Raw genomic sequence first — 14,000 nt, 5'->3', positions numbered from 1 at the left:
ACGCCGGAGGGCGTGCCATTCATGCGTCGGCTGACCTTGGTCGATTCCCTGTTCTTTCTCGCCCACGACGAGTTCACCGGAAAACCCGCGCTGCGCCGCACGGGACTCGGCATCGGAATGGCCGGTTCCGCGCTCTGCGATCTCCTCCTCGCCGAGCGGATCACCGTGGAACGCAAGCGAATCCGCCCGCTGTCACGACGCGGCCTCGCCCATCCCCCGCTCGACGGGGTGTTCTCGGAAATCCTCCGCGAACGCGAACGGCACACCGTCCGGGAATGGGTCACCCATCTCCGGCACGACCTCGGGGAAACGGTCGCGGACAATCTGCTCGCCGCCGGGGTGATCGACCACGAGACCGACCGGATGCTCATCCGGAAGAATCACCGGTACCCACCGCGGGATCTGCTGATGTCGACGGCGGCGCGCAGCAAGGTGCGGTCGGCCGTCCTTGGCACCGAACAGCCGGATCCGCATTCGGTCTGCCTGGCCCTGCTGGCCTGGACCATCGGGCTCGACGACTTCTGCGAACCGGAACTCGACCGCGCGGGCCTGCGCGCCTGGGCCGAGTCCACCCATCGGGAACTTCCGAAGGCGCTGGCCGAACTGATCTCGGGGGTCGACGCGGTATGCGCCGCCGTCGTCTACACCGGCGACCGCCGGTAACCGAAAATCTTCGACCGGCTCTCCCCCTTGCCGGAAACTGTCACCCGTGGTTATCGTGTGCCCACGCCGCAGCAACACCTTGACAGAAATGACAATTCTCTGTGGAAAGGGACACCTTTCATGAGTGACACCCTGCGGCCCGCGATGCGTCGTGCTCTCGGCGCGGTCTCCGTTCTCGCCCTCGCCGTTTCCGGCCCTGTCGCGCTCTCCTCGCTCGCGTCCGCGACGCCCGTCCCGGCGTCGGCGGCGATCTTCGCCTCCGGTGGCGACCTCGCCTCGCCGGAGAAGAAGGAGATCGCGATGCAGATCGTCTCCAGCGCGGAAAACTCTTCCCTGGACTGGAAAGCGCAGTACTCCTACATCGAGGACATCAACGACGGGCGCGGGTACACGGCCGGCATCATCGGGTTCTGCTCCGGCACCGGGGACATGCTGGAACTGGTCGAGCGCTACACGAACTCGGTCCCGGACAACCCGCTCGCGGAATACCTCCCGGCGCTGCGCAAGGTCGACGGCACCGATTCGCACGAAGGGCTGGGCACCGGTTTCGAAAACGCGTGGCGGGAGGCCGCCGGTCGCGAGGACTTCAAGGCGGCGCAGAACAGCGAACGCGACCGCGTCTATTTCGATCCGGCGGTGAATCAGGCGAAATCGGACGGCCTGGGCGCACTGGGACAATTCATCTACTACGACGCCATCGTGATGCACGGCCCGGGCACCAGCCAGGACAGCTTCGGCGGTATCCGCTCGGCCGCTCTCCAGCAGGCCAAGCCGCCCGCCCAGGGTGGTGACGAGACGGCGTACCTCAAGGCGTTCCTCGACGCGCGGCGCGTGGTCATGAAGCAGGAAGAGGCGCACGCGGACACGTCGCGGATCGACACCGCCCAGCTGCTGTGGCTCAACGACGGCAACCTCGATCTGCACACCCCGCTGAAGTGGGCGGTCTACGGGGACCCGTACGAGATCGGCTAGCGCGCCGGACCGCATGTCATGAAAGGGCCGTTCAGGACATCTTTCGTCCTGAACGGCCCTTTCATGACACACGCGAGGGGGTGAGCTAGCCCGCGAGCAGGTCCTCGGCGGTCCGCGTGTTGATCACCCGGTCCGGCTCGATCCCCAGTTCGTTGGCCCGTTCGCAGCCGAAGACCAGCCAGTCCAGCTGACCGGGGGCGTGCGCGTCGCTGTCGATCGCGAAATCGCAGCCGAGGTCGACGGCCAGGTTCAGCAGCCGCGTGGGCGGATCCCGGCGCTCGGGCCGCGAGTTGATCTCGACGGCGACCCCGTTGTCCCGGCAGGCGGTGAACACCGCTTCCGCGTCGAACTCCGACTCGGGCCGCTTCCCGCGGCCACCCATCACCAGCCGTCCGGTGCAGTGCCCCAGCACGCGAACCCGCGGATGCTGTACCGCGGCGATCATCCGCGGCGTCATCTCCTTCGCGGGCATCCGCAGTTTCGAGTGGACACTCGCGACGACGAAGTCCAGCCGCTCCAGCAGTTCCTCCTCCTGATCGAGCGTGCCGTCCAGGTGGATGTCGACCTCGATGCCGTGCAGGATCCGGAACGGCGCCATCGTCTCGTTCAGTTCCGCGACGACGTCCATCTGGCGGCGCAGCCGCTCGGGCGAGAGGCCGTTCGCGACGGTCAGCCGCGGCGAATGGTCGGTCAGCACCATCCATTCGTGGCCGAGCGCGCGGGCGGCCTCGGCCATCTCCTCGATCGGGCTCCCGCCGTCGGACCAGTCCGAATGGGTGTGGCAGTCGCCGCGCAGCGCCGCCCGCATCGCGCCGCCGTCGGGCAGCTTCGGCTCGCCGATCTTCTCGAAGTACGCGGGACGGCGCCCGGCGAGGACGTCTTCGACGACGGCCGCGGTCGCCTTGCCGATATTCGGCAACGCGGTCAACGTGCCCGCCGCGGCGCGTTTGCGCAGGTCGTCCGGCTCGACCTTGGCGATCACCGAGGCCGCCTGCCGGAACGCCCGCACCCGGTAGGTCGGCTCGCCCGCGCGTTCCAGCCGGAACGCGATCTCCCTCAACGCCTGCGCCGGTTCCATGTCTACCTGTCTACCCCGTCAGCGGCGAAGAGGCAGCTCATGCAGCGTGACATCGCGCAATTCGCCGTCGCGGACCTCGGCGGTCTGATAGGTGCAGAACGGTTGGCGCCGCCGGTCGGTCGGCGAGCCGGGGTTCAGCAGCCGCATCCCGCTCGGGGTGACGGTGTCCCAAGGAATGTGGCTGTGCCCGAACACGAGGACGTCGGTGTCCGGGAAGAGTTCGTCGCAGCGCCGTTCACGGCCCTGTTTGGCGCCGGTTTCGTGGACGACCACCAGCCGGACGCCGTCGAGGTCCGCCCGCGCGATCTCGGGGAGCCGCGCCCGCAGGTCCGCGCCGTCGTTGTTGCCGTAGACGCCGATGAGCCGCTCGCTCCGGGCTTCGAGTTCGTCCAGCAGGGCGACCTCGACCCAATCGCCGGCGTGGACGACGACGTCCGCCGCGTCGACCTCACGCCAGACCTGATCCGGCAGCGCCTTCGCGCGCAGCGGCAGATGGGTGTCGGCGATGAGCAGCAGCCGCATCAAGCGTCTCCGATGGTTTCGAGGGTCCGCTCCAGGAAATCGCCGATGTGGGTGCGCAGCAACCCGGCCGCGCCCTCGGCGTCGCCCTTCTTCGCCGCCGCCAGCACCGCCTTGTGTTCGTTCCATTCCTTGCGCCAGCTGGGATTCGCCTCCCAGCCGACCACGCTGATCAACGCGGCGCGGTCCCTGAGGTCGTCCAGTATCGACACCATCAGCGGGTTGCCGCAGCCGCTGTACAGCGCACGGTGGAACCGGCGGTTGAGCAGGCTGAGCGCGGCGTGATCCTTGTCCGAGAGCGCCGCCGACGCCTCTTTCAACGCTTCCGCGGCGTCTTCGAGCAGGTCCGGGGAACGACGTTCGACCGACCGGCGCACGGCCTCGGGCTCCAGCACCATGCGGACGTCGTACACGGATTTCGCCAGCTCCGCGTCCACCACGCACACCGAAGCGCCCTTGTACGGGCTGAACGTGACGAGTCCCGTGTTCGACAGCACCTTGAGCGCTTCCCGGACGGGCGTCTTCGAGACGCCGAGCCGGGCCGCGAGCTCGGCTTCGACCAGCGGCTGGCCGGGCTTCAACTCCCGGGTGAGGATGCCGCGGCGGATCTCGTCGAGCACCACTTCGGTCCGTGAGGCGGGCAGGCTGAAGGTCGAAGACATGGGCCGATCATATATGAGATGCCATACTCGCGGTCATGAGGAACCCTGAGGAACTCCGCAGCCACCGCTGGTTCGGCGGCGACGGACTGCGCGGCTTCAGCCATCGGGCCCGGAGCAGGCAACTCGGCTACAACCCGGAGGAGCACCTCGGGAAGCCCGTCATCGCGATCCTCAACACCTGGAGCGACATCAACCCCTGCCACATGCATCTGCGCGAGCGGGCGGAACAGGTCAAACGCGGGGTGTGGCAGGCGGGCGGATTCCCGCTGGAGTTCCCGGTCGCGACGCTGTCCGAGACGTTCCAGAAGCCGACGCCGATGCTCTACCGCAACCTGCTTTCCCTGGAGACCGAAGAGATCCTGCGGTCCTATCCGATCGACGGCGCGGTGCTCATGGGCGGCTGCGACAAGACGACCCCCGCGTTGGTGATGGGCGCGACGAGCGCGGGACTGCCCGCGATCTTCGTGCCGGCCGGGCCGATGCTGCGCGGGCACTGGCGGAACGAGGTGCTCGGCAGCGGCACCGACATGTGGAAGTACTGGGACGACAAGCGGGCCGGGCTGATCGGCGACGAGGAACTGTCCGAATTGGAGCGTGGACTGGCCCGTTCTCCCGGAACCTGTATGACGATGGGGACCGCGTCCACGATGATGTCGGTCGCCGAAGTGCTCGGCCTGACCTTGCCCGGCGCGGCGTCGATCCCCGCCGTCGATTCGGCGCACCACCGGATGGCCGCGGCGAGCGGCGCGCGGGCCGTCGAGATGGTGCGGGAGGACCTCACCATCACGAAGATCCTCGACGAGCGCGCGTACGCCGACGCGATCACCACCGTGCTGGCGCTCGGCGGCTCCACCAACGCCGTCATCCACCTGATCGCGATGGCCGGGCGCGGGCGGATCCCGTTGTCCGTCGACGATTTCGACACGATCGCCCGCCGGGTGCCGGTGCTGGCGAACATCCGTCCCGGCGGCGACTGGCTGATGGAGGACTTCTACTACGCCGGCGGGCTTCCCGGTCTGCTCTCCCGGCTGACCGACCTGCTGCACACCAATCGCGTCACGGTCACCGGCCGGACCCTCGGCGAGAACCTGGCTTCGGCGCGGGTGCACGACGACGACGTCATCCGCACGCGTGACAACCCCGTCGCCACCGAAGGAGGAGTCGCGGTGCTGCGCGGGAATCTCGCGCCGTCGGGCGCGGTGATCAAGCACATCGCCGCCGAACCGCGGCTGCTCGTCCACACTGGACCCGCCGTGGTCTTCGACGACTACCGGGATTTGAAGAAGCGCATCAACGACCCCGCGCTCGGCATCACCGAGGATTCGGTGCTGGTGCTGCGCGGATCGGGCCCGCTCGGCGGCCCCGGCATGCCCGAGTACGGGATGCTTCCGTTGCCGGATCACCTGCTGGCCAAGGGGGTCCGCGACATGGTGCGCGTTTCCGACGCCCGGATGAGCGGCACCAGCTACGGCGCCTGCGTGCTGCACGTCGCACCGGAGTCCCATGTGGGCGGTCCGCTCGCGCTCGTCCGCGACGGCGACCCGATCACCTTGGACGTCCCTTCGCGACGGCTGAGCCTCGACGTCGATGATGCGGAATTGCAACGCCGGCGGGAGGCCTGGAAACCGCCCGCACCGCGCTACGAACGTGGTTACGGCGCGTTGTACTCCGAACACATCACGCAAGCTGATGAAGGCTGTGACTTCGATTTTCTCGCACGGGTGGGCGAAAACCCGGAACCTGACGCCCAGTGACCACCCGACGGAGTGACCCGCTCACCCAACCGGGCGAGTTGCAGGCCCACAAAACGCGCCCCGTATCTTGAACCTACGTCCGGAACGTGTGGAAGCCCGGATGTTCGATCACGAAGCCCGGCACTCGCCGGACCGTGGAGGGTGGAGAGTTGCCGCAGGAACCGCGCTGGCCCGAGTCCCACGCTGAGCAGACGGACATTCTCCCGGTCGTCACGCCCGGGTTCGCGGAGTCTGCCACGCCGCAGGAGCCCACGCCACCGAAACGCCGTCGCAGCTATCGCAAGGCCGCCTTCATCGGCGGCGGCGTGTTCGGCCTCCTGGTCGTCGCGTACGCCCTCGACGTGCTGGTCTCCCAGGGCAGCGTCCCCCGCGGCGTCACCGTCGCCGGGGTCGACGTCGGCGGGATGGACCGCACCGCGGCCGAGAAGGAGCTCCGGGGCGGCATCGAACCGCGGCTGACCCGGCCGGTGAAGATCGTCGCGGGCGACGCCGAGGAGTCGCTGGCGCCGAACAACGCCGGCCTGCGCCTCGACTGGCCCGCCACCCTGGACCAGGCGGGCGACCAGCCGCTGAACCCGTTCACGCGGATCGCGTCGTTCTTCTCGACGACCGAGGTCGGCGTCGTCACCCAGACCGACGACGCCAAGCTCACCGCCGCCCTGGAGAACCTGCGCGACAAGGTCGACCGCGACCCCGTCGAGGGCACCGTGCGCTTCGAGGAGGCCAAGCCGGTCGCCGTCGAGCCGAAGACCGGGCAGAAGCTCGACCTCGAAGCCGCCAAGAAGACCATCCTGGAGCGCTGGGCCGGCGGCGAGCAGCTGAACCTCGCGGTCACCCAGACCCCGGTCAAGGTCTCGCCTGAGGCCGTCCACGCCGCCCTCGAGCAGATCGCGAAGCCCGCCGTTTCGGCGCCGATGGTCATCAAGGGCGAGGGCAAGGACGCCGTCGTCAAACCCGAGGACATCGCGGGCGCGCTGACCTTCGAGCCCGTCGACGGCGGCGTGCTGAACCCGAAGGTGGACAACAACAAGATCATCGAGGCCGCGGGTCCGCAGCTGAAGTCCACCGAGAAGGAGGGCAAGGACGCGCAGATCGTCTTCGAAGGCGGCAAGCCGACCGTCCAGCCGTCCGAGGACGCCAACGTCGTCGACTGGGAGCCGAGCCTCAAGCCGGTGCTCGACGTGCTCAAGCGCGCCGCGCCGCGCGAGCTGCCGGTGACCTACAAGAAGACCCCGGCCAAGGTGACCACCGAGCAGGCGAACCAGCTCGGCATCAAGGAGGTCGTCAGCGAGTTCAAGACCGGCGGCTTCGCGCCGGACTCGGGGACGAACATCCGGGTCGTGGCGCAGAAGGTCAACGGCGCCATCGTGAAGCCGAACGAGACGTTCAGCCTCAACGGGTTCACCGGGCCGCGCGGTGCGGCGCAGGGCTACGTCGAGGCCGGTGTCATCAAGGACGGCGCACCCGGCCGCGAGGTCGGCGGCGGGATCTCGCAGTTCGCGACCACGCTGTACAACGCCTCGTACTTCGCCGGCATGAAGGACACCGAGCACAAGGAACACAGCTACTACATCAGCCGCTACCCGGCCGCCCGCGAGGCGACCGTGTTCCAGAACCACAACGGCGGCAGCGTGATCGACCTGAAGTTCACCAACGACGGGGACACCGGCGTCGCGATCCAGACCATCTGGACGCCGTCGGACATCACGATCCGGCTGTGGGGCACCAAGAAGTACACCGTCGAGTCGATCCCGGGCGGCCGCACCAACCCGTCCGACCCGCCGACGAAACCCGGCCCCGCCGAGAACTGCAAGCCCAGCAACGGCGCGCCCGGTTTCACCACGTCGGACACGCGGGTCATCAAGGATGCCGCGACCGGCCGCGAGATCCGGCGCCACACCCGGAACGTGCACTACAACCCGCAGCCGAAGATCACCTGCGGCACGGAGTAGCCTTCACGCGCTTTGAGGGTTCACCACCCGCGCCCGGAGCGGTACGCTGAGTGACTCACTCGACCGGGCGGGGGTGGTCACCTCGTGGAAGCCAAGGCGACCTTCCGGCAGATCCTCGCGGTCGGTGAGCTGCGCGCGATCTGGTTCGCGGAACTCCAGTCCATCCTCGGCGACCAGGTGGCCAGGGTCGCCCTGTCGGTGCTGGTGTTCCAGCGCACCGGCTCGGCGACGTGGCCCGCGCTGACGTACGCGCTCACCTATCTCCCCGATCTGATCGGCGGGCCGTTGCTCGGCGGTCTGGCCGACCGGTACCCGCGCCGCGCGGTGATGGTCTGCTCCGACGTCGTCCGCGCGCTGCTGGTCGCGGTGCTCGCCGTGCCCGGCATCCCGTTGCCCGTGCTCGCCGCCGTACTGGTGGTGGTGCAGCTGGCCAACGCGCCGTTCACCGCCGCGCAGGCCGCGGTCCTCCCGTCGGTGCTCAGCGGGGATTCCTACGTGCTCGGCCAGTCCCTGCTGAAGATCACCAACCAGATCGGTCAGCTGGCCGGATTCGCGCTGGGCGGCGCGGCGATCGCCGCGATCGGGCCGGGCCGGGGGCTGGCGCTGGACGCGGTGACGTTCGCCGTCTCGGCGGTCGTCCTGCGGCTGGGTGTGCGGGCGCGGCCCGCGACGGGCGCCGAAGGTCCCGCGACGTCGACCCTGCGGCGGCTTTCGGCGGGCGCCCGGACGATCTGGCGTGACCGACGGTTGCGCGCGCTGGTCGGCCTGGCGTGGCTGGCGGGTTTCGTGATCGTGCCGGAAGGGCTCGCCGTGCCGTACGCCGCGGAGATCGGCGGCGGGGCGGTGACCGCGGGGCTGCTGCTCGCGGCGCATCCCGCGGGGATCGTGCTCGGGGTGTTCGCGCTGGGCCGCCTCGTGCGGCCCGAGATCCGGTTGCGCCTGGTCGGCGCGCTGGCGCTCGGCGCGATCGTGCCGCTCGCGGCGTTCTGGTTCCGGCCGTCGCTCCCCTACGCCGCCGGACTGCTCGTGCTGTCCGGGATGTGCGCGGCCTACCAGGTCACCGCGAGCACCACGTTCATGCGGCTGGTACCCGACACCGAACGAGGCCAGGCCTTCGGCCTCGCCGGGTCGGGACTCATCGCCGTGCAGGGAATCGGGCTGATCGCCGGCGGCCTGCTCGTCGGCGTGCTCGGTTCACCGGCGACGACGGTCTCGGTCATCGCACTCGCCGGTCTCGTAGTGGCTGTTCCGGCCACCCGGGCTTGGCGCCACGTGGCCCCACCGCACCCCCTTTAGACCGGAACCCGATACTCACCAGTTCTGCCCGCGCATAGGGCTCACCCCCTCCGCTTCCCCGTTCCGGTCACGCGTGGTGCACCCACGCCTACCCATACAGCGTAGTGACACCTAGTATCCAACCGATTACGTTCGTCTCCGTGGCGCTAACGAATTGGGCGCTGTGGCGGCTACCCAACCGTGGTTTGATCGGCTTCGTCCTCCTGGTGGACGTCGCGGCGATCGCCGGATCCGCCTGGTCTTTTCTCCGCGTCCCCTTCACCGAGGGCGACGCGCTCCCCTTCGCGATCCTGATCCTCAGCTCGGTGCTGTACACGGAATTGTCGCGTCCGGTGGAGCGGGTGCGGGAACGGTTCGCCGGTACGCCGCACATCTCGCTCGACAGCGTGTGGACCTTCGCCGCCGTGCTGCTGGTGCATCCGGCGCTCGCCGCGCTGGTCATCGCCGTGTCGTTCTTCTACCGCTGGTTCCGCGGTCAGCCGAACCCGTTGTTCCGCCGGGTGTTCTCCACCTCGGCGACCGTGCTCTCGGGGTTCGCGGCGGCCGCTTACCTGTCCCGGTACGCGGTGCCGTTCGACGTGCTCCCCCGCGACGCCTCGTCGTTCGGTTCGGTTGTCGCTGCGGGCGGGGTGTTCCTGCTGGTCAACACCGTGCTGATGACGGTCGCGGTGTACTACGGCACGCCGCACGAACGCCTGCGGGACGCGCTGGCGAAGCCGTTCGAGTACGCGCTCGAAGCGGCGACGATCGCGCTCGGCGTCATCGTCGCGTGGGCGCTGCGGGACTGGCCGGTGGTGCTGCTGCTGGTCGTCGGGATCACGCTGGTGCTGCATCGCGGTGTCCTGCTGCGGCAGCTGAAACGTCAGGCGCGCAGCGACGCCAAGACCGGGCTGCTCAACGCGAAGGCGTGGCGCGAGGCCGCGACCGACGAACTCGACCGCGCGCGGCGCGCGGGACGGCACACCAGCCTGCTGATGGTCGACGTCGACCGGTTCAAACTGATCAACGACCGGCACGGGCATCTGGTCGGCGACCGGTATCTGGCGGCGATCGCGGAAACGCTGCGTACCGAGGTGCGCGGCACGGATCTGGTCGGGCGCTTCGGCGGCGAGGAGTTCGTCGTCCTGCTGCCGGGCACCCCCGCCGTGCACGCCCACGCGATCGCGGAACGGATCCGGTCGAGCGTGGCTTCGCGCGCCGATGACCTGCCCGAGCACGTCACCGTGTCGATCGGGCTCGCCGACCGGCCGGGCGTCGCCGATCTGGACACGGTGATCGCCGTCGCGGACCGGGCGCTCTACGAGGCCAAGAACACCGGGCGGAACCGGACTTCGGGCTACCAGGTGACCGGCTGACCCCCGCGTTTCGTCCTCTGGATGCGGTACTTGCGTGCGCAAGGACCGCATCCAGAGGACTAAACGCGCTCAGGGGAGGCCGGCGAGGGACTTCTCGAGGGCCTCGTCGGGCAGCGCGTGATCGGAGATGTTCCCCGCCAGGTACGCGCCGTACGCCGGGAGGTCGAGGTGCGCGTGCCCGCACAGCGCGGTCAGTATCACCTTCTCCTCCCCGGTTTCCTTGCACCGCAACGCTTCCTGGATACACGCGGCGAGCGCGTGCGTCGGCTCGGGCGCGGGGATGATGCCCTCTGTACGGGCGAACCGCACGCCCGCGGCGAAGCAGTCCTCCTGCCCGATGGCGATCGCGTCGATCAGCCCGAGTTCGTAGATATGCGAGATCAGCGGGGACATCCCGTGATAGCGCAGGCCACCGGCGTGGATGGGGTCGGGGATGAAGTCGTGACCGAGCGTGTGCATCTTCAGCAACGGTGTCAGCCCCGCGGTGTCCCCGAAGTCGTACGCGTACTTCCCGCGGGTGAGCGTCGGGCAGGCGGCCGGTTCGACCGCGCGGATGACCGGGTCCATCCGGCCCGCGAGTTTCTCGCGCAGGAACGGGAAGGCGAGTCCGCCGAAGTTGGATCCGCCGCCGGTGCAGCCGACGAGGACGTCCGGGGTGTCCCCGGCCAGCTCGAACTGCTTGAGCGCCTCTTCGCCGATGATCGTCTGGTGCAGCAGCACATGGTTGAGCACGCTGCCCAGCGCGTAGCGGGTGTTCTCCGCCTGCGCCGCTTGCTCGACCGCCTCGCTGATCGCGATGCCGAGGCTGCCGGTCGAGTCCGGGTCGGCGGCCAGGATCGCGCGGCCGGATTCGGTCAGCTCGGACGGGCTCGGGTGCACCTTCGCGCCGAAGGTCTCCATCATCAGCTTGCGATACGGCTTCTGGTCGTAGGAAGCGCGGACCTGCCACACCTCGCACTCGAGCCCGAAGGTGGCGGAGGCGAACGCGAGCGCGCTCCCCCACTGCCCGGCGCCGGTCTCGGTGGTCAGCCTGGTGACGCCCTCCGCCGCGTTGTAGAACGCCTGCGGCACGGCGGTGTTGGGCTTGTGCGAGCCGACCGGGCTGACACCCTCGTACTTGTAGTAGATGCGGGCGGGCGTGCCGAGCGCCTTCTCCAGCCGCCTCGCCCGGAACAACGGCGACGGACGCCAGAGCCGGTAGACGTCGAGGACCTCTTCCGGGATGTCGATGTACCGCTCGGTGCTGACCTCCTGGGCGATGAGCGCCTGCGGGAACAGCGGCGCGAGATCGTCCGGGCCGACCGGCTCGCGGGTGCCGGGATGCAAGGGCGGTGGCGGCGGCTCCGGCAGATCCGGGACGACGTTGTACCACCTGGTCGGCATATCCGCTTCGTCGAGGATGTATTTGGTCCGCTCCGCCATTGAGCCTCCTCCGTCCGTCCCATCAACCTAAAGGGACGGACGGCGCGGCACCAGACATCGCTACTACGGTGTGACCATGGGGAATCTCGTACTGCTCGACGCACCATCCAATCTCGGGCTGCGCCCGCCCGCCGAAGGCGTGGTCCCCGGCTGTTACAAGGCGCCGGGCGCGCTGCGTGACCACGGCCTGCTCACCCGGTTGGGGGCGGCCGACGGCGGCGTCGTCACCCCGCCGCGCTATCTGCCCGCCTGGTCACCCGATGGCGGTGTGCGGAACGCGGCCGGGATCGCGGCCTACACCGAGGCCCTCGCCGCACGTCTCGCGAAGATCCGCGCGGACGGCGGCTTCCCGGTGGTCCTCGGCGGCGACTGCTCGATCGCGCTCGCCGCGATGCTGACGCTGCGTCGCGAAGGCCGCTACGGCATCGTCTACTTCGACGGGCACGACGACTTCCGGCATCTCGGCAATTCCGAGTACGTCGCCAACGTGGGTGGCGAGGCTCTCGCCGTCGTCACCGGCCGCGGCCAACCGGAACTGGCCGATGTGGACGGTCTGAAGCCCTATGTCCGCGACGAGGACGTCCTCGTGCTCGGCGTGCGCGCGGAGGAGTCCGCCGAGGCACGGGACGCCGGGCTCCGGATCGTGACCAGCCAGGAGATCATGGCGTCCGGCACCGACGGCGCGCTCGCCGCCGCCCGGGAGATTTTCGCGCCACTGGACGGTTTCTGGATCCACGTCGACATCGACACCCTCGACCCGGAATTCGTGTCCGCCGTGGACAGTCCCGACCCCGGCGGGCTCAGCCCGGACAAGCTCGTCGAACTGCTCCGGGGGCTGCTCTCGATCCCCGGCGCCGCCGGGCTGGAGCTGACCATCTTCGATCCCGACCTCGACCCCGACGGCACGCAGGCCGCCCTCGTGGCGGACTGCCTCGTGCGCGCACTGGAAGGACCCCGATGACCAAGGTGACCGTCGCCGACGGCTCGTTCGACGCACCGCTCTGGCTGCCCGAATCCGGCTCCGGCCCGGGTCTGGTGCTGATCCAGGAGATCTTCGGTCTCGACGACTACCTCAAGTCGGTCGCCGCCGACCTGGCCGCCCTCGGCTACGTCGTCGCGGTGCCCGAGCTGTTCTGGCGGATCTCCCCCGGCTGGTCGGCCACGCACGACGAAGCCGGTGTCTCGGCGTCGATGGCCGTCGCCGGCCAGTTGGACCCGGCGAGCGCCGTCACCGACGTCCTCGCGACCCTGGCGACCCTGCGCGCGCTGCCCGAAACCGGCGGCCGCGCGGGCGTCTTCGGCTTCTGCCTCGGCGGCTCGATGGCCTACGCGGCCGCCGCCGAAGGCGACCCGGACGTCGCGGTCTCGTACTACGGCTCCCGCGTTCCCGAGCAACTTCCCTTGCTGGACAAGATCACTTGCCCGATCCAGTTCCAGTTCGGCGGCGCGGATCCCTACATCCCCGCGGAGGGAGTGAGTCGCCTCGCCGACGCCGTCGCCTCCCACGACGGCGCGGAGATCCACATCCACGAGGGCGCGGGGCACGCGTTCCACAACCACGTGGCGCCGATGTTCCATCAGCCGGAGCCGGCCGCGGCTGCCTGGGCGCTGACGTTGGAGTTCTTGGGTCGGACCTACCCGGCGTGAACCTAGCCCGAACGGGTGATTTGCCCGGACCGTTACCGCGGTCCGGCTCGATCGCGCTCCGGGTTCCGGCAACCGGAACCCGGCTTCGGGATTATCTTCCCCGCGCCTGAGCGGCTCGGACGACGTTCAAATCGTCGGGTGGGCCGCCGCCCGGCGGGGCTGGGGTTCGCCAGGTGTGGATTCCGGGACCGGGGCGGACACGGCCACGGCCCGCCGATCGCCACGACCGGCGAGCCTCGGCCGGAATCGAGCGAAGACGGCGCACCGGCCGTCGAAACCCGCCCTCTCCTTCAATTCAGGCCGGGCACGCGTTCTTTTCGATGATCGGCCTTCTTTTCGAAAACGGTCATGGGCACATTTGACGGGAATCGGCACTCAAGCCGAAAACCGTTTCGTGCGGAACGTGCGATCAATGCAGGGAAAGCAAGGGAACCCCGACCCCGTAAAGCGTGTAAGACTCGAAGTCATCCCCGCTCCGGCACGGCAGAGATGGGCGGGGCGGGTGATTATTCGGGTGAGGTGAAGGAATGAAGTTCCGTTTCACACTGGAAGGTCGTTGCGCCACACCGTCCTTCCGCACGGTCCGCTGGTTGATCATCATCATCGTGGTGATCTTTCTCGTACCGTCTTACGAGTGGGGTGAGTTGATCACGTCGCCGCTCCACTGAGCGGTGACGCGG

At 69.1% G+C, this 14,000-nt stretch carries 13 protein-coding genes; 9 read left to right on the top strand and 4 right to left on the bottom strand.

Annotated features, from left to right (window positions below; translation table 11 throughout):
* The first annotated feature begins 21 nt into the window (after positions 1–21).
* Together ED92_RS37150 and ED92_RS37145 are read left to right on the top strand one after the other, a co-directional pair.
* Complete coding sequence (locus ED92_RS37150; RefSeq protein WP_037346761.1) at positions 22–663, top strand: GPP34 family phosphoprotein; 642 nt, start codon at positions 22–24, stop codon at positions 661–663.
* Positions 664–783: 120 nt separating this feature from the next.
* Positions 784–1,635, top strand: a complete 852-nt coding sequence (locus ED92_RS37145) for a chitosanase (protein WP_037346759.1) — start codon at positions 784–786, stop codon at positions 1,633–1,635.
* An 85-nt stretch (positions 1,636–1,720) separates the two neighbouring features.
* Here the strand turns inward: ED92_RS37145 and ED92_RS37140 are convergent, their stop codons facing one another.
* From ED92_RS37140 to ED92_RS37130, 3 genes are read right to left on the bottom strand one after another with little or no spacing between them, the layout of a single operon-like run.
* The gene (locus ED92_RS37140) at positions 1,721–2,713 is read right to left on the bottom strand and encodes a PHP domain-containing protein (protein WP_037346756.1); all 993 of its coding nucleotides are present in this window, start codon (positions 2,711–2,713) and stop codon (positions 1,721–1,723) included.
* An 18-nt stretch (positions 2,714–2,731) separates the two neighbouring features.
* Complete coding sequence (locus ED92_RS37135) at positions 2,732–3,235, bottom strand: metallophosphoesterase (RefSeq protein WP_037346753.1); 504 nt, start codon at positions 3,233–3,235, stop codon at positions 2,732–2,734.
* The gene (locus ED92_RS37130) at positions 3,235–3,894 is read right to left on the bottom strand and encodes a GntR family transcriptional regulator (protein ID WP_037346750.1); all 660 of its coding nucleotides are present in this window, start codon (positions 3,892–3,894) and stop codon (positions 3,235–3,237) included. The genes ED92_RS37135 and ED92_RS37130 overlap by 1 nt, the downstream gene beginning before the upstream one ends.
* A gap of 35 nt (positions 3,895–3,929) precedes the next feature.
* On the opposite strand from ED92_RS37130, the gene araD reads away from it, so the two are divergent.
* The 4 genes from araD (at position 3,930) to ED92_RS37110 (ending at position 10,251) form a co-directional block, all read left to right on the top strand.
* Positions 3,930–5,648, top strand: a complete 1,719-nt coding sequence (gene araD, locus ED92_RS37125; protein WP_037346748.1) for an L-arabinonate dehydratase — start codon at positions 3,930–3,932, stop codon at positions 5,646–5,648.
* A gap of 149 nt (positions 5,649–5,797) precedes the next feature.
* On the top strand, positions 5,798–7,600 hold the full coding sequence (locus ED92_RS37120; RefSeq protein ID WP_037347020.1) for a VanW family protein: 1,803 nt from the start codon (positions 5,798–5,800) through the stop codon (positions 7,598–7,600).
* Positions 7,601–7,684: 84 nt separating this feature from the next.
* Positions 7,685–8,896 carry an MFS transporter gene (locus ED92_RS37115; protein WP_037346745.1) on the top strand — a complete coding sequence of 404 codons (1,212 nt, stop codon included), beginning with the start codon at positions 7,685–7,687 and terminating at the stop codon, positions 8,894–8,896.
* A 140-nt stretch (positions 8,897–9,036) separates the two neighbouring features.
* Positions 9,037–10,251: a GGDEF domain-containing protein gene (locus ED92_RS37110; RefSeq protein WP_235213473.1), complete on the top strand. Its 1,215-nt coding sequence runs from the start codon at positions 9,037–9,039 to the stop codon at positions 10,249–10,251.
* Positions 10,252–10,320: 69 nt separating this feature from the next.
* Here the strand turns inward: ED92_RS37110 and ED92_RS37105 are convergent, their stop codons facing one another.
* On the bottom strand, positions 10,321–11,673 hold the full coding sequence (locus ED92_RS37105; protein WP_037346739.1) for a TrpB-like pyridoxal phosphate-dependent enzyme: 1,353 nt from the start codon (positions 11,671–11,673) through the stop codon (positions 10,321–10,323).
* A gap of 76 nt (positions 11,674–11,749) precedes the next feature.
* On the opposite strand from ED92_RS37105, the gene ED92_RS37100 reads away from it, so the two are divergent.
* From ED92_RS37100 to ED92_RS42835, 3 genes are all read left to right on the top strand, one after another.
* Positions 11,750–12,634 (top strand): arginase family protein, encoded by an 885-nt coding sequence (locus ED92_RS37100; RefSeq protein WP_037346736.1) that lies wholly within the window; start codon positions 11,750–11,752, stop codon positions 12,632–12,634.
* On the top strand, positions 12,631–13,320 hold the full coding sequence (locus ED92_RS37095; RefSeq protein ID WP_037346733.1) for a dienelactone hydrolase family protein: 690 nt from the start codon (positions 12,631–12,633) through the stop codon (positions 13,318–13,320). The genes ED92_RS37100 and ED92_RS37095 overlap by 4 nt, the downstream gene beginning before the upstream one ends.
* A 527-nt stretch (positions 13,321–13,847) precedes the next feature.
* Positions 13,848–13,988, top strand: a complete 141-nt coding sequence (locus tag ED92_RS42835) for a hypothetical protein (protein ID WP_161791132.1) — start codon at positions 13,848–13,850, stop codon at positions 13,986–13,988.
* Positions 13,989–14,000 lie beyond the last annotated feature (12 nt).

Source organism: Amycolatopsis sp. MJM2582 (assembly GCF_000754115.1).
In the GTDB taxonomy this organism is placed as follows: Bacteria; Actinomycetota; Actinomycetes; order Mycobacteriales; family Pseudonocardiaceae; genus Amycolatopsis; species Amycolatopsis japonica.
Note: the sequence above shows the minus strand (reverse complement) of the source record. Positions and strands in the feature narration are given on the sequence as shown.